Source organism: Campylobacter armoricus (assembly GCF_013372105.1).
Lineage (GTDB): Bacteria > Campylobacterota > Campylobacteria > Campylobacterales > Campylobacteraceae > Campylobacter_D > Campylobacter_D armoricus.
On record NZ_CP053825.1, the window covers coordinates 743,956 to 763,430 of the forward strand.

Annotated in this window: 18 protein-coding genes; 8 read left to right on the forward strand and 10 right to left on the reverse strand. The window is 28.5% G+C overall.

Features of this window, described 5'->3' with window-relative positions:
• Position 1 precedes the first annotated feature (1 nt).
• The 5 genes from aroB to mog are packed head-to-tail and all read left to right on the forward strand — an operon-like array spanning position 2 to position 5,954.
• Positions 2-1,060 (forward strand): 3-dehydroquinate synthase, encoded by a 1,059-nt coding sequence (gene aroB, locus CARM_RS03865; RefSeq protein WP_139425170.1) that lies wholly within the window; start codon positions 2-4, stop codon positions 1,058-1,060.
• Entirely contained in the window at positions 1,057-2,583 is a 1,527-nt protein-coding gene (locus CARM_RS03870; RefSeq protein ID WP_139425172.1) for a mechanosensitive ion channel family protein, read from the forward strand. The genes aroB and CARM_RS03870 overlap by 4 nt, the downstream gene beginning before the upstream one ends.
• Positions 2,580-3,836 (forward strand): tRNA (N(6)-L-threonylcarbamoyladenosine(37)-C(2))-methylthiotransferase MtaB, encoded by a 1,257-nt coding sequence (mtaB, locus tag CARM_RS03875; RefSeq protein ID WP_139425173.1) that lies wholly within the window; start codon positions 2,580-2,582, stop codon positions 3,834-3,836. The genes CARM_RS03870 and mtaB overlap by 4 nt, the downstream gene beginning before the upstream one ends.
• A complete protein-coding gene (locus CARM_RS03880) occupies positions 3,826-5,430 on the forward strand; it encodes an AAA family ATPase (RefSeq protein ID WP_139425175.1) in 1,605 nt (534 codons plus the stop codon). The genes mtaB and CARM_RS03880 overlap by 11 nt, the downstream gene beginning before the upstream one ends.
• The gene (mog, locus tag CARM_RS03885; protein ID WP_139425176.1) at positions 5,427-5,954 is read left to right on the forward strand and encodes a molybdopterin adenylyltransferase; all 528 of its coding nucleotides are present in this window, start codon (positions 5,427-5,429) and stop codon (positions 5,952-5,954) included. Before CARM_RS03880 ends, mog begins: the two co-directional genes overlap by 4 nt.
• A gap of 16 nt (positions 5,955-5,970) precedes the next feature.
• Here the strand turns inward: mog and CARM_RS03890 are convergent, their stop codons facing one another.
• Genes CARM_RS03890 through CARM_RS03935 form a run of 10 tightly spaced genes read right to left on the reverse strand, consistent with a single transcriptional unit; the run spans position 5,971 to position 13,684 of the window.
• A complete protein-coding gene (locus CARM_RS03890) occupies positions 5,971-6,345 on the reverse strand; it encodes a rhodanese-like domain-containing protein (protein ID WP_139425178.1) in 375 nt (124 codons plus the stop codon).
• 2 nt (positions 6,346-6,347) lie between these two features.
• Positions 6,348-6,683, reverse strand: a complete 336-nt coding sequence (locus tag CARM_RS03895) for a rhodanese-like domain-containing protein (protein ID WP_139425180.1) — start codon at positions 6,681-6,683, stop codon at positions 6,348-6,350.
• Positions 6,680-8,509 (reverse strand): molecular chaperone HtpG, encoded by a 1,830-nt coding sequence (gene htpG, locus CARM_RS03900; RefSeq protein WP_139425182.1) that lies wholly within the window; start codon positions 8,507-8,509, stop codon positions 6,680-6,682. Before htpG ends, CARM_RS03895 begins: the two co-directional genes overlap by 4 nt.
• 10 nt (positions 8,510-8,519) lie before the next feature.
• A complete protein-coding gene (gene crcB, locus CARM_RS03905; RefSeq protein ID WP_139425184.1) occupies positions 8,520-8,888 on the reverse strand; it encodes a fluoride efflux transporter CrcB in 369 nt (122 codons plus the stop codon).
• Positions 8,885-9,574 carry a lysophospholipid acyltransferase family protein gene (locus CARM_RS03910; protein ID WP_139425186.1) on the reverse strand — a complete coding sequence of 230 codons (690 nt, stop codon included), beginning with the start codon at positions 9,572-9,574 and terminating at the stop codon, positions 8,885-8,887. Before CARM_RS03910 ends, crcB begins: the two co-directional genes overlap by 4 nt.
• Positions 9,552-10,754, reverse strand: a complete 1,203-nt coding sequence (locus CARM_RS03915) for an SH3 domain-containing protein (protein ID WP_139425188.1) — start codon at positions 10,752-10,754, stop codon at positions 9,552-9,554. The genes CARM_RS03910 and CARM_RS03915 overlap by 23 nt, the downstream gene beginning before the upstream one ends.
• Positions 10,748-11,398: a phosphoribosylformylglycinamidine synthase subunit PurQ gene (gene purQ / locus CARM_RS03920; protein WP_139425190.1), complete on the reverse strand. Its 651-nt coding sequence runs from the start codon at positions 11,396-11,398 to the stop codon at positions 10,748-10,750. Before purQ ends, CARM_RS03915 begins: the two co-directional genes overlap by 7 nt.
• A complete protein-coding gene (gene purS / locus CARM_RS03925) occupies positions 11,395-11,631 on the reverse strand; it encodes a phosphoribosylformylglycinamidine synthase subunit PurS (protein ID WP_139425192.1) in 237 nt (78 codons plus the stop codon). The genes purQ and purS overlap by 4 nt, the downstream gene beginning before the upstream one ends.
• Positions 11,632-11,639: 8 nt before the next feature.
• Positions 11,640-12,353 (reverse strand): phosphoribosylaminoimidazolesuccinocarboxamide synthase, encoded by a 714-nt coding sequence (gene purC / locus CARM_RS03930; RefSeq protein ID WP_139425194.1) that lies wholly within the window; start codon positions 12,351-12,353, stop codon positions 11,640-11,642.
• Positions 12,354-12,355: 2 nt separating this feature from the next.
• Complete coding sequence (locus CARM_RS03935; protein ID WP_412842187.1) at positions 12,356-13,684, reverse strand: S41 family peptidase; 1,329 nt, start codon at positions 13,682-13,684, stop codon at positions 12,356-12,358.
• A gap of 199 nt (positions 13,685-13,883) precedes the next feature.
• Here CARM_RS03935 and CARM_RS03940 point away from each other — a divergent pair, with 199 nt between their 5' ends.
• The 3 genes from CARM_RS03940 to CARM_RS03950 all read left to right on the forward strand — a co-directional run bounded on the left by CARM_RS03940 (position 13,884) and on the right by CARM_RS03950 (position 19,475).
• Positions 13,884-16,457, forward strand: a complete 2,574-nt coding sequence (locus CARM_RS03940) for an ATP-dependent Clp protease ATP-binding subunit (RefSeq protein ID WP_139425198.1) — start codon at positions 13,884-13,886, stop codon at positions 16,455-16,457.
• Positions 16,458-16,617: 160 nt separating this feature from the next.
• Complete coding sequence (locus tag CARM_RS03945; RefSeq protein ID WP_139425199.1) at positions 16,618-17,757, forward strand: hydrogenase small subunit; 1,140 nt, start codon at positions 16,618-16,620, stop codon at positions 17,755-17,757.
• Positions 17,758-17,759: 2 nt separating this feature from the next.
• The gene (locus CARM_RS03950) at positions 17,760-19,475 is read left to right on the forward strand and encodes a nickel-dependent hydrogenase large subunit (protein ID WP_139425201.1); all 1,716 of its coding nucleotides are present in this window, start codon (positions 17,760-17,762) and stop codon (positions 19,473-19,475) included.

Here is a 19,475-nt window from a genome sequence, read left to right on the forward strand (position 1 = left end):
TATGCAAGTTAAGGTAAATTTAGATAAAAATACAAGTTATAATGTCTATATAAATGAACTAGAAGAGTTGAATTTTGATACTAAAGTAGTGATTTTGACTAATGAATTAATAGCAAACCTTCATCTAAATACACTTTTAGAAAAAATTCAAGCCAAAGAACTTTTTATCATAAAAATAAAAGATGGTGAAGAGTATAAAAATTTAAAAACTATAGAATATATCCTAGATCAAATGTTTGCTTATAAGCTAGATAGAAAAAGTATGCTTATAAGCTTTGGCGGTGGAGTGGTATCTGATATGGGTGGTTTTGTGGCAAGTATATATCAAAGAGGGATAGATTTTATAAATATACCAACAACTTTACTAGCTTGTGTTGATGCAAGTGTAGGTGGAAAAACTGGAGTTAATAATAAATTTGGAAAAAATTTAATAGGTAGTTTTTATCAACCAAAAGCAGTGTATTGTGAGAGCGAGTTTTTAAAAACTTTACCTTCAAGAGAATTAGCTGCTGGTATGGCTGAATTTATCAAAATGGCTGTGATTTTTGATGAGAAAATTTTTTCATTTTTAGAAAATTTAGATGAGAACAAATTTCTAAATGCTAATTTAGATGATGAAATTTTTGCAAAAATTATCCAAAAAAGTATAGAGCTTAAAGCTAATATAGTTTCACAAGATGAAAAAGAAAGTGGTGTAAGAATGTTATTAAATTACGGACATACTTTTGCCCATGTGATAGAAAATCTCACTCAGTATAAGATATATTTGCATGGTGAAGCTGTAGCCATAGGTATAAATATGGCAAATACTTTAGCCGTAAGATTGGGATTATTAGACGAAGTTAGGTGTAAAAGAATTCTTAATTTGCTTAAAAAATTTAAACTACCAACTTCTTATAAAATTTCTAATACAAATGAGTTTTATGAAGCATTTTTTTTAGATAAAAAAACACACCATCAAAAAATAAATTTTATTTTACCTTGTGGTTTGGGTAAAGCGTGTATTAAAAATGATATTTCTAAAGAAGATATTATGCAGACTTTAAAGGCTTTTGTATGAAAAAAATACTTTTAATTTTATTTTTACCATTTTTTTTATTAGCACAAGAAGATATAAAGCGTTTAGATCAAAAATTAGATGAATTGCATAATAGTTTATCTTATAATACTTGGGTGGTTAAGTATAATAATTTTAATATTTATAAAAAAACATTAGATGAAATTATATCTTTAGAAAAAGAAAGTTTAAAGGCTAATGAGCGTAATAAAAATATCATAGAAAAGCAAATTTTGATTTTAAAAGAAAGATTAGAACTTTTAAGTGAGTATAAAACTACTAATTTTACTAAAATGATATTAGCTCCTGAAGAAGTAGAAAAAATGGAAAAAATTACTAATCCTTTAGCTATAGTTTCTGCTTATTCTCATATAAAAAAATTAAAACGCGACAAAGAAGATTATATAAATTTATTAAATAGCTTTAAACAAACTTTACAAGAACTTGAAAAAGAAAATATTTTAATTACCGAGATAACTAAACTAGATCCAAGCAAAGAACATAACAATCATTTAAGAATTTCTAATCAAATGGTTAAAGATTTTACACAGACTTTGCGTTTTGGCGAAATTTCTTATTCTGTTTATGAAAAGAAAATTCAAGAAGAAATAGACATAACCACCGCTTCTATTAAAATTCAAGGTGTAAGAGCTTTTAATATAGTTTTGGCTATTTTTATAGTGATAGCCATAGCATTTTTACTCAAATTTATAGCAAGAAAATATATAGGTGATAATGATCGTTTTTATACAGCGAATAAAATTATCAATTTTATTAATATTAATGTGATTATTTTAATTTTGCTTTTTGGATATATAGAAAATATTAGCTATTTGGTTACCGTGCTTGGTTTTGCTTCTGCTGGTTTGGCTATTGCAATGAAAGATATGTTTATGTCTATGCTTGGTTGGTGTGTGATAGTTTTTGGTGGTAGTTTTAGAGTGGGTGATAGAGTGAAAGTTTTTCAAAATAATACACATTATATTGGAGATATTATAGATATTTCTTTTTTGAGAATTACGCTTTATGAGGATATTTCGTTGCTAACTTATACTGATAATCGAAGAGCAGGTAGGATTATTTTTATTCCAAATAATTTTATATTTACAAATCTTATATCAAATTATACTCATCATGGTGTAAAAACCATTTGGGATGGACTTGATATTACTTTAACTTTTGATTCAAATCATCAAAAAGCTTTAGAAATTGTAGAAGAAATCGTTATAAAAGCTTCTAAGGGTTATACTAGAATAGCTAAAGAATCTATGAATAAATTAAGAAATGAATATAGTATTAGAAATCCTAAAGTAGAACCAAGATTTTTTATTTTTTTAGAGGGCTATGGTATGAGAATTTCTGCGTGGTATATGACAAATTCTTATGCGGCTTTGATTTTAAGAAGTAATATTAGTAAAGAAATTATTAATGAATTTAATAAACATGATGATATAAAAATAGCTTATCCATCACAAAATCTTTATATGGCAAAGCATGAATTTATAGAAAATAAGGAAAATGTTTGAAAAAAAAGGTATATTTTAAAACTTTTGGTTGTAGAACAAATATCTATGATACGCAATTGTTAAAAACATATATCAAAGATCATGAAATTACACAAAATGAACAAGATGCTGATGTGATAGTGATAAATTCATGCACGGTTACAAATGGTGCTGATAGTGGTCTTAGAGCTTATATTAATAGTGTGAAAAAAAGTGGTGTTAAAGTTATACTTACAGGTTGTGGTGCTATAAGCAAGGGTAGAGATTTTTTTGATAAAAATGAGATTTTTGGAGTATTAGGCGCTTCAAACAAAAATAAGATTAATGATTTAATTTCTCAAGATAAAGCATTTTATGAAATAGGGGATTTGAAATTTATTGATACAAAAATAGTAAGTAATTATGAAAACCACACTAAAGCTTTTGTGAAAATTCAAGAAGGTTGTGATTTTGCTTGCAGCTATTGTATAATCCCTAGTGTTAGAGGTAAATCAAGAAGTGTGCCAAGTGAAGAAATCATCAAGCAAATCAAACTTTTAGCACAAAATGGCTATAGCGAAGTCGTATTAACAGGGACAAATATAGGAAGCTATGGTTTAAAAGATAAAACTACCCTTGGAAAATTACTCCAAGAAATAGGTAAAATTAGTAGCATTAAAAGGGTAAGGCTTGGGAGCTTAGAACCTGCTCAAATTGATGAAAGTTTTAAAGAAATTTTAAATGAAACTTGGTTGGAAAAGCACTTGCATATTGCTTTGCAACATACCCATGAAAAAATGTTACGCATTATGCGTAGAAGATCGCATACTCAAAATGATTTAGCTTTGTTTAATGAATTAAGCCAAAAAGGTTTTGCTTTGGGGACTGATTTTATAGTAGCTCATCCTGGAGAAAGTGAGATAATATGGCAAGAAGCCTTAGAAAATTTTAAACACTTTAATTTAACACATATTCACGCTTTTATCTTCTCTCCGCGTGATAATACTCACTCTGCTTCCATGAAAGAGCGTATAAACGGAGATATTGCTAAAGAAAGATTAAATATATTAAAAGAAATTGTTGCAAAAAATAATTATAAATTTAGAAAAAATCAAAAAGATACTTTAGAAATTTTAGTTGAGAGTAAAAAAGATGGTTTTTATGAAGGCTATGATCAATTTTTTAATAAAATCAAAATTGCTAGCAAAGAAGATATCGCAAAACAATGGATAAATATAAAAGATTATGATTGTTTAGAAGAATATAATTTTACAAGGTTAGATGATGAAAAATAAAAAGATTATTTTAGCTTCATTTTTATTGCTTTGTGTTTTATTGATTATAGGTATAGTTAAAAATCAACCTGAATACATTAGCAAAGGTGTGTATGATGAGCTTTTGGAAAATGATTTAATTCAAAAAGCAATAGTAGATGATAATGAAGTATTGCTTAAAAGCAAGGAAGGAAATTTTTTAATTACTAAAGATGTAGTGGATTTAAATGCTTTATGGCAAAAAATTCCTTTAGAATACACAAAAGATTATAATTTAGGCGAAATTGCCCTAATACTGATTTTACTTACTTTTCTTGTCAGTTTTTTACTTTTTTTAAATAAAAGAAACAAAGACAGGCAAAATTTACTTTCTTTAGAAAAAAATATTTTAGAAAAAAATGAACATAAAAATACCATACAAGCTGTTGTAAGTGATGTAAAATTTAAAGATGTTGCTGGAGTAGATGAAGCTAAAGTAGAGCTTTTAGAGATTGTGGATTTTTTAAAAAATCCACAAAAATACAAAAACTTTGGTGTTAAAATGCCAAAAGGTGTTTTGCTTGTAGGTCCTCCTGGTGTAGGTAAAACTCTGATAGCTAAAGCTGTAGCAGGTGAAGCAGGTGTGCCATTTTTTTATCAAAGTGGAGCAAGTTTTGTCGAAATTTATGTAGGAATGGGGGCAAAAAGAGTAAGGGAGCTTTTTTTAAAAGCTAAATCACAAGCACCCAGTATAATTTTTATAGATGAAATAGATGCAGTTGGTAAAAGTAGGGGGGATTTTTCCAATGTAGAAAGAGATAACACTCTCAATCAACTTTTAACACAAATGGATGGATTTGAAGATAATAGTGGTGTTATAGTAATGGCTGCTACTAATAAAATTGATCTTATGGATAATGCTTTATTAAGATCAGGTCGTTTTGATAGAAGAATTTTTATATCTTTGCCGGATTTTAAAGATAGAATGTATATTTTACAAAACTATATGAAAGAAAAAAATTCTAATGTTAATTTAGAGAAAATAGCAAAAGTTAGTGTAGGTTTTAGTGGGGCTGCTTTGGAAACTTTGGTTAATGAAGCAGCGATTAATGCTATAAGAAGAAAATCTGATTTTATAGAAGAAAGTGATTTTTTTGCGGTTTTAAATAAAGTCTTATTAGGTAAGAAAAAGATTTTTTCGCTTAATGACAATGAAAGAAAAATTCAATCTACTTATCAAGCGGCAAAGGCTTTGTGTGCTTTTTATTTTGATATTAAATTTGAAAAAATCACCTTAATAGAAGATAGATTTAAAGAATACGAAAACACTATCAAATCAAGATCTGAGCTTTTAAATAAAATAAAAGTGTTTTTAGCTGGTTCAATAGCTATGGAGCTTATTTTTAATGAAAGTTATACTAACGCACAAAGTGATCTTTTAAAAGTTAAGGAAATACTAGCTTTTATGGAAAATTTTGGAATGCTAAATGAAGGTTTGTTGCAAGATCAAAAGCAAGAAGTAAAAGAATTTTTAGAGATGATGAAAGATAAGATTACAAAACTTGCTAGTATTCTTTTAGAAAATGAAAAGATAGAAAGGCAAGATGTAGAAAAAGTAATAATGGAGTTAAAATGATAAAAATAGGAATTTTAGTGCTTTCAGATAGAGCAAGTAGTGGGATTTATGAAGATAAATCAGGGGTAGAAATAGAAAAGATTTTAGATTCTTATATAAAAAATGAAAAAAAATTTTATTATGAATTAATTCCTGATGAGTATGATTTAATTATAGAAAAATTAATATATTTAACAGATGAAGTAAAGTGTGATTTGATTTTTACTACAGGTGGCACAGGTCCTGCATTGCGTGATGTTACACCAGAAGCTACCCAAGCAGTGTGTGATAAAATGCTTCCAGGTTTTGGAGAGCTAATGCGTGCTAAAAGCTTAGAATATGTTCCAACGGCCATACTTTCAAGACAAAGTGCAGGTATAAAAGGAAAGTCTTTGATAGTAAATTTACCAGGAAATCCAAAAGCTATAAAAGAGTGTTTAGAGCCTATATTTCCTGCAATTCCTTATTGTGTGGATTTAATAGATGGAGCTTATATAGAAAATAATGAAGAAATAATTTCTGTGTTTAGACCAAAGAAAAAGTAAGTCCAGTTAGACTTACTTACTTTGAGGTTTTATAGCCTTGTGATAAAAGTGCGTTCATACCGCCTTTTAAATTAGTAACTTCTATACCATTTTGATCTAGTAAAGCAGAAGCTTTAGCACTTCTAGCACCGCTTCTACAAACTATAGCGATAGGTTTGTCACTTGAAATCTTTTTAACTTCTTCAACGAAATTTTCATTCACACTGCCATCTTCGTTATAAAAGCTAATTTTAATGGCGTTTTTTATTGTGCCAGTTTGTGACCATTCGCTAGGTTTTCTAACATCAATTACTTGATAATTTTCCAAAACATCCGCATTAATATCGATATTTTTAACTTCTGCTAAAACAAAACTAGCACAAAGTGCTAAAGATAAAAATATTTTTTTCATAATCAACTTTCCTTTTTTATGACTTCATAACCTTGTGATAAAAGCGCTACCATACCTCCATCAAGATTAACACATTCTATACCTAGTGCATCTTCTATCATCATAGCAGTATGTTTGCTTCTTGAGCCTGTAGCACATACAAAAGCTATGTTTTGGCTTTTAAAATCTATTTTAGTTTTAAACTCATTTATGAAATTTTCATTCATATAACCATTATCGTCACAAAGTGCAATTAAATAAGCATTATCAATAACCCCATTTTTCCATTCACTAGGGGTTCTTACATCTATAATGCAATAATTTTCTAAAATATCTTTAGAAATAGCTATGTTTTTCATTTTTTTAAAGCCTTAGAGATTATTTTATTTAATGCATTGTTAAACTCACTTGGATTATCTATACCCATACCTTCGCTAAGTTTAGCCATATTCAATAATATATGTGCCATTTCATTAGTTAAAGTATCATTTTCTTTTAGTGCTTTTAAAATTTCATGATTAGGATTGATTTCAAGTATAGGTTTGACTTGTTGTTCTTGTCCCATTTGTTTAAGAATTTGTTGCATAGCAAAGTCAGGTTTGTTTTGATCATAAACAATGCAACTTGGACTATTTGAAAGTCTTTGGCTAAGTTTTACTTCTTCTACTTCATCTTTTAAAACTTCTTTTATCTTGATAAGTAAAGGTGCAAATTCAGCCTTTTGTTCTTCACTAATTTCCTCACTAGTTAAATGATTAATAGCGCTAAATTTCAAGCCTTCAAATTCATTCATCATAGGCATAACTATAGTATCAATTTCCTCATCAAGCAATAAAACATTGATATTTTTTTGTTTATAGCTTTCAAGAAGTGGCGAATTCCTTAGAAGTTTTTCATTTTTACCACTAATATAAAAAATTTCTTTTTGACCTTCTGCTAAATTTTGTTTGTATTCTTCAAGATCAATTAGTTCTTCTTTATCGGAGTTTTTAAAGTATAAAAGTTTAGCAATAGTATCTTTATTTTCACCAAATCCATACAAACCTTCTTTTAAAACTTTTCCAAAATTTTCATGAAATTTAAGATAATTTTCTTTATCTTTTTCTTTAAATTTTTTAAGTTCAGCTAGGATTTTTTTAACACTTGCTTCTTGAACGCTTTTTAAAATTTTGTTTTCTTGTAAGATTTCACGGCTAACATTAAGCGGAAGATCTTCTACATCGATAATACCACGCACAAATCTTAAATATGTTGGCAATAATTCTTTGTCATCATCACTAATAAACACGCGTTTTACATAAAGTTTTAAACCACTTTTATAATCTACTCTATACAAATCAAATGGAGCTTGAGCAGGTATGAAAAATAATGAATTATATTCTATAGAACCTTCTGCTTTTGTGTGTATGTAAAGCATGGGTTTGTTTGAATCGTGAAAATTTTGCTCATAAAATTTTTCATAATCATCAGCTTTTAAACTAGCTTTGTTTTGTCTCCACAAAGCACTTGCGGTGTTTATTTGGGTATTTTTTAATTCTTTTTTAGGTTCTTTTTCACCTTCTTCTAAAGGTAAGTACTCTTCTTTTTCCATAAAAATAGGAAATTGTATATGGTTTGAATATTTTTCAACTATACTTTCTATGCGATATGAATTTAAAAATTCTTCGTCTTTTAAGTGCAGAGTAATACAAGTTCCTTGTTCATCTTTTTTAGCATCTTCTATCTCATATCCATTTGCATCAGAAGTCCAAAGATAAGCTTTATCATCTAGTGCTTTTTTACTTAATACTTCTATTTTAGAAGCAACCATAAATGCAGAGTAAAAACCTACACCAAATTGTCCTATAAGCTGAGAATCTTTTTTCGCATCTCCACTTAAATTTTCTAAAAAACTTTTTGTGCCACTTTTTGCTATGGTTCCAAGATGATTGATTAAATCTTCTTTATTCATACCTATACCATTATCACTTATGGTTAAAGTTTTTGCTTCTTGATTGAAATTAATTTGAATTTTTGGTTCAAATTTTAAACTTTTATAAGCATCATTACTAACACTTAAATAACTAAGTTTATCAAGTGCATCACTTGCATTAGAAATAAGTTCTCTTAAAAATATTTCTTTGTTAGAATACAAAGAATGAATCATTAATTGTAAAAGTTGATTAACTTCAGTTTGAAATTGCATTTTTTCTCCTTTATTTTAAAATTAAAAATCCTAGCCATACCGCCAAAAGGCAAAGAGCTACATTTAAGAATATATTTAATAAAAATTGAAAATAATTACCACTTTGTAAAAATAGCAAATTTTCATAAGAAAAAGTTGAAAATGTTGTAAAAGCACCTAAAAAACCAGTGCTAACTAAACTTTTGGTCAAAATATGCACACCTTTAGAGTTCGCATAAGAAAAAAATAAACCTATTAAAAACGAACCTATAATATTTACAAATAAAGTTCCATAGGGATAATTATGTGGAATAATTTTACTAAAAAAACTACTTGTGATCATTCTAGCAATCGCTCCTAAAAAGCCACCAAAACCTACAGCTAAAATAGTTCCAATCATACTTGTGCCCTTTCTTTATCTAGCACTGCTTGCATGTTTTTTCTGCTTTGTTCAAACCAATCTTCTTTGCTTGTATCTATAGGTTCTAAAAAGATTACTTTTAAAATCCCACTTTTTGCACTAAAATTTTGTGTATCTAAAATTTTAGCCGAATCAATAATTACTACAGGTTGAACTTTTAGATTTAATTTTTCAGATAAAATTTTAGCACCGACTTTAAATTTTAGTAATTTTTGTGTTTTTGATCTTGTTCCTTCAGGGAAAATAGCTAAAATCCTACCTTCTTTTAATCTATCTTTAGCCTCTTTTAAAAGTTTTACTAGGCCTTTGGGACTTCTATCTATGCAAATAATTTTAGGTTTTTTAATCAGTGTTTTAAAAATAGGAATTTCTCCTAATTCTTTTTTGGCTATCCAAGAAATATTTTTTGGACATAAATCTTCTAAAACCACTATATCTAATAAGCTTTGATGATTAATTAAGAATAAATTTGTTTGCGGGTGTATAGAGCCTTGAGTTTGAATTTTGTAATTTATAACATATTTTTGTAATTTAGCCCATTTCTTTCTAATTTTCCATATTTTATCTTGAGATTGGGTTAGTAGAAAAAAAATACATAAAAATATAATAGAAATAATAAATTCTATCCAAAAAATCAAAGCTTTAAAATTTTGATAAATTTTCACTTTTAACCCAGCCTATTTTTCCATTAATAAATAAAATTTTTTTATAATTATCTCTAGAACCTATAACTTCAACTTCTTGTTGATAATTACCAGAACTAAAATGAGTTGAATTTTGAGTTGGTAAAATTTGAATATTACTATCTGCTTTTAATATTGCTTTATAAATATTATTTTGTGTTAAAAAACTTGCTATTAGTGTTAAAATAGCTAGTCCTAATGCAATATAGCTTTTTTTGAATATAAACCATATAGCAAGTATTCCACATAATATCCAGAAAAATATTTGTTTATAAAAATTCAAATCATTTGTTTTGGGATTTAAATCGCTTTGTGTGCTAATACTATCTTCTTTTAATTCTATTTTTAATGAAAAATCTTTTAATTCTTTAGAGTTAAGATTAAAATAAGAAAAATCAAAACGGGTTTTACTTTTATCTAAAATAGCATAATAAAATCCACTTTGTTTATCAAATTCTCCCTTTATAGCTTCTACGCCTTGTTTTTGAATGTCTTTTAAATTAAAGCCTGCTAAATTGGTATTTTCTCCTAAAAGTTCAATAAAAATTATCATATTTTCATTATCAAAATTACTAGCTTTAACTTGCTTAACTTCTAAATTATTTGCAACTATATGAGAATATTTATTAGATGATGCATTTATTTTTTTTAATTTAATAGGCTTGATAATTAAAGATGAATTTTGAACAATATGATCATTTCTGCTTAAAGAAACAATTATTTTATTCAAATTTGCATTAAGACTTTTTGCTTCAAACCATAATTTTGTATAGTAAGAATTAGCCTTTTGTTCCCATAGTGGATTAGGATTAATCCAAAGCATATCTTCGCTTTTATCAAAACTAATGTTTAAATCCAAACTTATATTTGTTGTGGTAATAACTTCTAAATCAATTGAAAATATTTCATCTATATAAACTTCATCGACATAGTTTTTTGCGTTTAAAACCAAAGAATTTTGAGAAAAGTTATCCTCTATAATTTTTTGATCAAAATAACTTTCATCACTAGGTGCAATAGTATTATAAATTTGTTTTTCTTGTTCATCTAAAGAATGATAGTTTTTTTCTAAAGTATTATAATCTTCAAATACACTATTTTCTTGTGCGTATAAATTCAAACAAATTATAAAAATAAAAAAAAACTTAAAAGTTTTTAACAATGCATAAATCCTTCAAACATTTTAAGTCCTACACTTGAACCTAATATATCATCACACATTCTTTCAGGATGGGGCATAAGTCCAAAAACTTTTTTATTTTCATCACAAATTCCAGCTATATCGTTTAAAGAGCCATTTGGATTGTTAATGTATTTTAACAATATCATATCTTTATCTTCAAGCATTTTAATGCCATCTTCGTTGATAAAATAATTCCCTTCTCCATGGGCTATAGGAAGTTCTATAATATCATTCTTTTGAAAATTTTTTAAAAAAGAGTTGTTATTTGATATGACTTGTAATTTTTGCATTTTTGAGATAAAACTAAGACTATTATTATGTTTCATAGCTCCTTTTAAAAGTCCAAGCTCTAAAAGAATCTGAAATCCATTGCATATACCTAAAACATACCCGCCTTTTTTTACATGTTCTTTAAGTGTTTTCATAGCAGGAGCAAGTTTTGCAATAGCAGCACATCTTAAATAATCTCCATAAGAAAAACCACCAGGTAAAACAATCAAATCTGCACTAAAATCTTGTTTTTCGTGCCATATTATTTCCGTTTCTATTCCTAATTTTTTAAAAGCATAAGCTGTATCAAATTCACAATTTGTTCCAGGGAAACGAATAATAGCTACTTTCATAATAATATCTCATAATCTTCTATAACGGTATTAGCCAACAACTCTTTACACATTAAATCTACTTGTTTTAAAGCCTCATCTTTACAATCACAAGCTATATCAAAACTAATTTGCTTTGATGTTTTTACATTAGAAACATTGTTAAAATCTAAAGAATGTAAAGCCTTTTCTATGGCTTTACCTTGAGGATCTAAAACTCCATTTTTTAAAGAAATATTTACAACCACTTTCATTCAAAATCCTAGCTTAAAATTCTTTTTAAAACTTCTTCATAAGCCATTTTAACATTACCTAAATCTTGTCTAAATCGATCTTTGTCTAATTTTTCATTAGTTTTGCTATCCCAAAATCTACAACTATCAGGGCTAATTTCATCTGCTAAAACCATATTTCCTTCTTTATCAATTCCAAATTCTAGTTTAAAGTCAATAAGCCTCAATCCTTTTGATTCAAAAAAATTAACTAAAATAGAATTAATATGTCTTGCTGTGTTTTTGATTAATTCTAAATCTTTTTCACTTTTAACTAAATTTAATATCAAACAATGTTCATCGTTGATAATAGGATCACCTAATGCATCGTTCTTATAACAAAACTCAACTACAGCAAAAGGTAAAACTGTCCCTTCTTTGATACCTAATCTTTTGGTTAAAGAACCCGTTGCTACATTTCTTGTAATAACTTCAATAGGGATGATTTCGCATTTTTTTACCAATTGTTCTTTTTCTCCAATAGTCTCAACTAAATGAGTTTTTATACCTTTTTTTTCTAAAAGATGAAAAATTTCAGTACTTATTTTACAATTTAATGCACCTTTTCCCGCTTCATTCCCTCTTTTTTCCGCATTGAAAGCTGTTAAGTCATCTTTAAATTCTGTGATGAGTAAATTTTCATCATCAGTTTTAAACATTTTTTTACCTTTTCCTTCATATAAAAGATCTAGTTTTGTTGCCATTTTTACTCTCCTTTTGTGATATTTAGAATTTTAATTGTATCTATTGCTGTTTTAAGTTGTATGTCATTGTTGATTTGTTCTTTTGTTATGATGTTTTTACTATCTTTATTTTCTTTTTTATTATCTTGATGTCCTATTTTATCAAGTTCAGCTTGTAGATGTTTTTTAAGATCAGCCTCTTTAATCTCAAATCCATGGTTTTCTTCTTTGCTTACCTTGCCCGGAAAAACTTCTATATCAGGCTTGACTCCAACTGCTTGTATAGTTCTACCGCTTGGTAAATAATACTTAGCTATGGTAAGTCTTAAACCTTCCTTACCCTTATCATCCATAGGTAATATAAGTTGTACACTACCTTTGCCAAAAGTTTTTTCACCTATGATAATAGCTCGTTTAAAATCTTGTAAAGCCCCGCTTACTATTTCACTTGCACTCGCACTTCCACCATTTACAAGTACTACTAAAGGTGCATTAGTAATTTTTTTGCTAGGATTTGCCTTAAATTCTACATTTTCGTTTTCAATTTTTCCTTTTTGAGAAACAATAACACCTTCATCAACAAAAAGATTCACTAAGCCAACTGCTTGATTTAACACCCCGCCTGGATTTGTTCTTAAATCTAATATAATACCTTTTACCTTGGAATTATTTCTTATAGCTTTACTTGCTTCATCAACAACATTTTTATCAAAATTAGTCACCCTTAGATAGAGCAAATTTTCATTTTCGATTAATTTAGTATAAACACTATCTACTTTTATAATATCTCTTTTTAAATTGATATCAAAAGGCTTAGAATCACCTTTTCTATAGATTGTTAGGCTTACTTTTGTTTTAGGTTCTCCGCGCATTTTGGAAACTGCTTCATTTAAGGTCATTCCTAAAGTTGATTCATTATTAATTCTTAAAATAATATCATCAGTTTTTATTCCTGCTTTATCTGCTGGACTACCTTCAATAGGTGCTACTACACTAATTGCTCCATCTTTTTGAGTGATGGTAAAACCAAGCCCGCCAAATTCCCCATTGGTTTGTTCTTTTAGTTCTTTAAAACCTTTTTCATCTAAAAAAGAAGAGTGTGCATCTAAATTTGTTAGTAATCCTGCTATGGATTTATCGACTAAATCTGTATAATTTATATCATCTACATAGTATTGTTCTATAATAGACATTGTCCTAGTAAGTTTTGATAAAGCTTCAATTTTTTTCTCTGCTTCACTTTGGGGTTGATTTTTAGCTTGTAAATTTGTAAAAATAAAAGATGCTGCTAATAAACTACAAAGACTTGCTACAATTAGAAGATTTTTTTTTGTTTTCAAGAAAAACTCCAAATAATAAATATAATGTTATAAAAATAAATATCTAATTTTATTGATTTTTGCTTAAAAAATTGTAAATAAATGAAATATTTTTATATTATTAGCGTTATATTATAAAAAAATATTTATAAATATAACTAAAAAAACTTGACAATAATAGACTAAAGTTATATAATATACTACATATAAAGATAATATTAAGGAGTTGGAAATGGCGAATATACAAGATTTTTTAACAGATTCTATGCTTTCTAACATAGAAAGTGCAGTATCTTTGGCTATACATTCTAAAAATAATGAGGTTAAATCATTGCATTTATTGTGGGCATTAAGTGTTGATGGCTCAAGTTTATTGAATCAAGTTTTTAATAAATTAAATGTTTCTAAAGAAGCTTTTGAATTAGAAATCAAAAGCAATATATCAACTCTTCCTACAAGTTCAAATGTAAATAAAGAAAATATAAAATTTTCAAATGAATTTATAAATTCTTTAGAAAAAGCTAAGGGTCTTGCTATAGAAAATAAAGATAATTATTTAGCAGTAGATATGTGGCTGATTTCAGAAAGTGAAAATAGTCCTATAAAAAATATTTTATCTAAGTTTTTGAATATAAATGATTTTATAAAGGAGTTAAAATCAATTAGAGCTGGATCTAAAATAGAAAATAAAACTAGTGATGAAACTTTAGATTCTTTATCAAAATTTGGTATAGATTTAACATTAAAAGCAAGTAATGGTGAACTTGATCCTGTTATTGGTAGAGAAGAAGAAATACAAAGATTAATGCAAATTTTAATAAGAAAAACAAAAAATAATCCTATACTATTAGGTGAACCTGGGGTTGGAAAAACTGCTGTTGTAGAAGCATTAGCTCAAAGAATAGTAAAAAAAGATGTTCCAACTTCTTTACAAAATAAAAAAGTAATAGCTTTAGATATGAGTGCTTTAATAGCTGGGGCAAAATATAGAGGTGAATTTGAAGATAGATTAAAAGCTGTTGTAAATGAGGTTATAAAACATAAAAATATAATTTTATTTATTGATGAAATTCATACTATTGTAGGAGCTGGTGCAAGTGAAGGAAGTATGGATGCAGCAAATATTTTAAAACCTGCTCTAGCAAGAGGAGAGCTTCATACTATAGGTGCTACTACTCTAAAAGAATATAGAAAATATTTTGAAAAAGATGCAGCATTGCAAAGAAGATTTCAACCTGTAAATGTAGCTGAACCTAGTGTAAATGAAGCTTTGGCAATGCTTAGAGGTATAAAAGAAAAACTTGAAATTCATCATAATGTTAGTATAAATGATAGTGCTTTGGTGGCAGCTGCAAAATTATCTAAGCGTTATATAGCAAATAGATTTTTACCTGATAAAGCAATAGACTTAATAGATGAAGCAGCCGCTGAACTTAAAATGCAAATAGAAAGTGAGCCAAATTCATTAAGAAAAGTAAAAAAACAAATTGAAAGTTTAGAAGTAGAAAATGAAGCTTTGAAAATGGAAGAAAATGATACCAATGAAAAAAGACTAGAAGAAATCAAAAAGGAACTTGCAAATTTAAAAGAAGAACAAGCAAGGTTAAATTCTCGTTTCGAAAATGAAAAATCTGTTTTTAATGGAATAAGTGCTAAGAAAAAAGAAATAGATATTTTAAAAAATGAAGCGGTATTTGCTAAAAATAAAGGTGATTTTCAAAAAGCAGCTGAAATAGAATATGGCAAAATACCAGAATGCGAAAAAGAAGTTTTAAATTTAGAAGATAAATGGAAAAAAATGACTCAAGATGGAGTTTTACTCAAACATCAAGTTGATGAGGATTTAGTAGCTGGAATTTTAAGTAAATGGACAGGAATTAGCGTACAAAAAATGCTAACTTCTGAAAAACAAAAATTTTTACATATACAAGAGCATTTGCAAGAAAGCGTAGTCGGTCAAGATGAAGCTTTAAGTGCTTTAGCTAAAGCTATAAAACGCAATAAAGCAGGACTTAATCAAGCAGGCAAGCCTATAGGAAGTTTTTTATTTTTAGGACCGACAGGAGTTGGAAAAACAGAAAGTGCTAAAGCTTTGGCTAAGTTCTTATTTGATGATGAAAAAGCTATGATACGATTTGACATGAGTGAATTTATGGAAAAACATAGCGTTTCAAGACTTTTAGGAGCACCTCCAGGATATGTTGGCCATGAAGAAGGTGGTGAATTAACAGAGGCTGTTAGAAGAAAACCTTATAGTGTTATTTTGTTTGATGAAGTTGAAAAAGCACATAAGGATGTATTTAATGTCCTTTTGGGAATTTTAGATGATGGTAGGGCCACTGATAGTAAGGGTATTACGGTTGATTTTACCAATACTATTATTATTTTAACATCAAATATTGGTGCAAATTTTATTATGGAATTAAAAGGCGAAGAAAGAGAAAAGGCAATTAAAGAAGCACTTAGAAGCTTTTTTAAACCTGAATTTTTAAATCGATTAGATGATATTATAACTTTTAATCCATTAGGAGAACAAGAAGCAGAAAAGATTGTAAAATTATTGTTTAAAACTTTACAAAATAATCTTGAAAACAAAGATATTAAAGCAAGTTTAAGTGATAAAGCAGCAAAATTAATAGCAAAAGTTGGTTTTGATGTTGATTTTGGTGCTAGACCATTAAAAAGAGCATTATATGATATGGTAGAAGATAAACTTAGTGAAATGATTTTAGAAGATAAGTTAAGTGCAAATGATGAATTAATCATAGATGCAAATGAAAATGATATAGTTATAACAAAAAAATAAGCAAGTTTTAACTTGCTTATTTTAGACTAATATTCTCTTAAATAACATTAAATTATAAACAAATCGTATATTTTGCAAAAAAATTTTTATTTTTTATAAATTCTTAACAATTATTATCCTAAAATCTATTCTGATATTTTTTATTTTTAAGGAAAAACAAATGAGTGATTTAGATATTTTTAATCGCCGTTTAGACGAATTAGAAAAACTTCCTCTTTTGAAGAATGAGATTTCAATTTCTAAAGCTTTAGAGCAATCAGGTTTTTCAAGAAGAGATTTTATGAAATGGGCTGGTGCAATGACAGCTTTTTTGGCACTTCCTGCTAGCTTTACTCCAGTAGTTGCAAGAGCAGCTGAGCTTAGTGATAGACTTCCAGTAATTTGGCTTCATATGGCTGAATGTACAGGATGTTCTGAAAGTTTATTAAGAACTGATGCGCCAACAATCGATAGTTTAATTTTTGATCATATTTCTTTAGAATACCATGAAACCATCATGAATGCTGCAGGTTGGCAAGCTGAACACAATCTTGAGGCAGCTATGGAAAAATATAAAGGTAGATATATTTTAATGGTAGAAGGTGGAATTCCTACTGGAAACACAGAGCACTTTTTAACTATAGGACCACATGGTAAAAGTGGTAAGCAAATAGCAGAGCAAGCCTGTGATAATGCTTTAGCTATTTTTGCTATAGGAACTTGTTCGGCTTTTGGGGGTATTCAAGCTGCTAGACCAAATCCAAGTAATTCTGTAAGTTTAAGTAAAATTACCAATAAAACAGTTATAAATGTTCCAGGCTGTCCTCCAAGTGAAAAAAATATTATAGGTAATGTAATTCATTATATACTATATCAAACATTACCAGCACTTGATGCTTATAATAGACCAAAATGGGCTTATGCTTTAAGAATTCATGATCTTTGCGAAAGAAGAGGGCGTTTTGATGCAGGTGAATTTGTACAACAATTTGGTGATGAAGGTGCAAAAAAAGGATATTGTTTATATAAAGTAGGCTGTAAAGGACCTTATACTTTTAATAATTGCTCAAGAGAAAGATTTAATCAACATACTTCATGGCCTATCCAAGCTGGACATGGTTGTATAGGTTGTTCTGAACCTGATTTTTGGGATACTATGGGACCTTTTGAAGAAGTGATGGCAGGAAGATTGTTTGATACTGTTTATGGTTTAGGTGCAGATAATATTTCAGATAAAATTGGTATAGGCGTGCTTTGTGTAACAGGTGTTGCAGTTGCTGCACATGCTGTAATTGCTTCATTAGAAAAGAATAAGGATTAAGAATGTCAAAAAGAATTATTATAGATCCACTTACTAGAATAGAAGGACACTTGAGAGTTGAAGTGGTAGTTGATGAAAATAATGTAATCAAAGAAGCTTACTCAGGATCAACTTTATGGAGAGGTTTGGAGACAATAGTTAAAGGGCGTGATCCAAGAGATGCGGGTTTTTTAACTCAAAGAATTTGTGGTGTATGTACTTTTTCACACTATAGAGCAGGAATTATTGCGGTAGAAAATGCTCTAGGTATTACTCCACCATTAAATGCAGTTTTAACTAGAACTTTGATGAATGCAGCTTTATACATGCATGATCATCCTGTGCATTTTTATCAACTTCATGGGCTTGATTTTGTTGATGTTGTAAGTGCTTTAAGTGCTGATGTAAAAAAAGCAAGCGATGAAGCGTTTAAATATACTGATATACCGTATGCAACAGGTGCTGATAAGCTTTTAGAAGTGCAACAAAGATTAAAAACTTTTGTAGATAAAGGAAATCTTGGGCCATTTGCTAATGCATATTATGGACATGCAACTTATCGTTTTACTCCAGAGCAAAATTTAATAGCACTTTCACATTATTTAGAGTGTTTAAGAATTCAAAGAACTATAGCTCAGGCTATGGCGATATTTGGTGCTAAAAATCCTCATCCTCAAAGTTTAACTGTTGGTGGTGTAACTTGTGTTATGGATCTTTTAGATCCTTCAAGAATGGCTGAGTATGTGACTAAATTCCAAGAAGTAGCTGATTTTATTAATCGTGCTTATTATCCAGATTTAATTATGGCAGCTAAAGCTTACTCTAAAGAAGCAAGTGTTTTAAATGATGTAGGAGTAAATAACTTCTATACTGAAAGAGAATTCCAAGTTTCAAGTGATGAGTGGTTATTTGAAAGTGGTATTATTAGAAATGGTGATTTAAGTAAAGTTGAAGAAGTAGATGAAGCTAAAATTACTGAAGAAGCTACAAGAGCTTGGTATGCAGATAATGAAGCATTACATCCTTATGATGGTAAAACTAATCCAAACTATACAGGTTTGGTTGATGGTGAAAGCATTGATGATAAAGGCAATATGGTTCATAGTAAAGTATTTGATACTAAAGGTAAGTATAGTTGGATTAAAGCCCCAAGATACGAAAACCTACCAATGCAAGTTGGACCATTAGCAAATATTTTAGTTAATTATGCTAAGGGTAATAAAATCGTAGTAGAGGCGGTTGATTCATTCTTAAAAGCTACAAATTTACCTGTTAAAGCTTTAATGAGTACTTTGGGTAGAACAGGTGCTAGAGCAATCGAAGCTAAAATTGTTGCTGATCATGGTTTAAAAGCATTTAATTCTTTGGTTGAAAATTTAAAAACTGATGAAAGCACTTGTGCAACTTATGTGATTGATAAAAATAAAGAATACAAAGGTAGATTTATCGGTAGTGCACCTCGTGGAGCATTAAGTCATTGGTGTAGAATTAAAAATGGTGTTATTGAAAATTGGCAAGCAGTGGTGCCTTCTACTTGGAATGCAAGTCCAAAAGATGCAAATGGAGTAGGTGGTAGCTATGAACAATGTCTTATTGGTATGAAACTAGCTGATGTTAAACAACCTTTAGAAGTAATAAGAGCAATTCACTCTTATGATCCTTGTATAGCATGTGCTGTGCATGTTATGGATACTAAAGGTAATAATCTTAGCGAGTATAAAGTTAATGTAAATTTATAA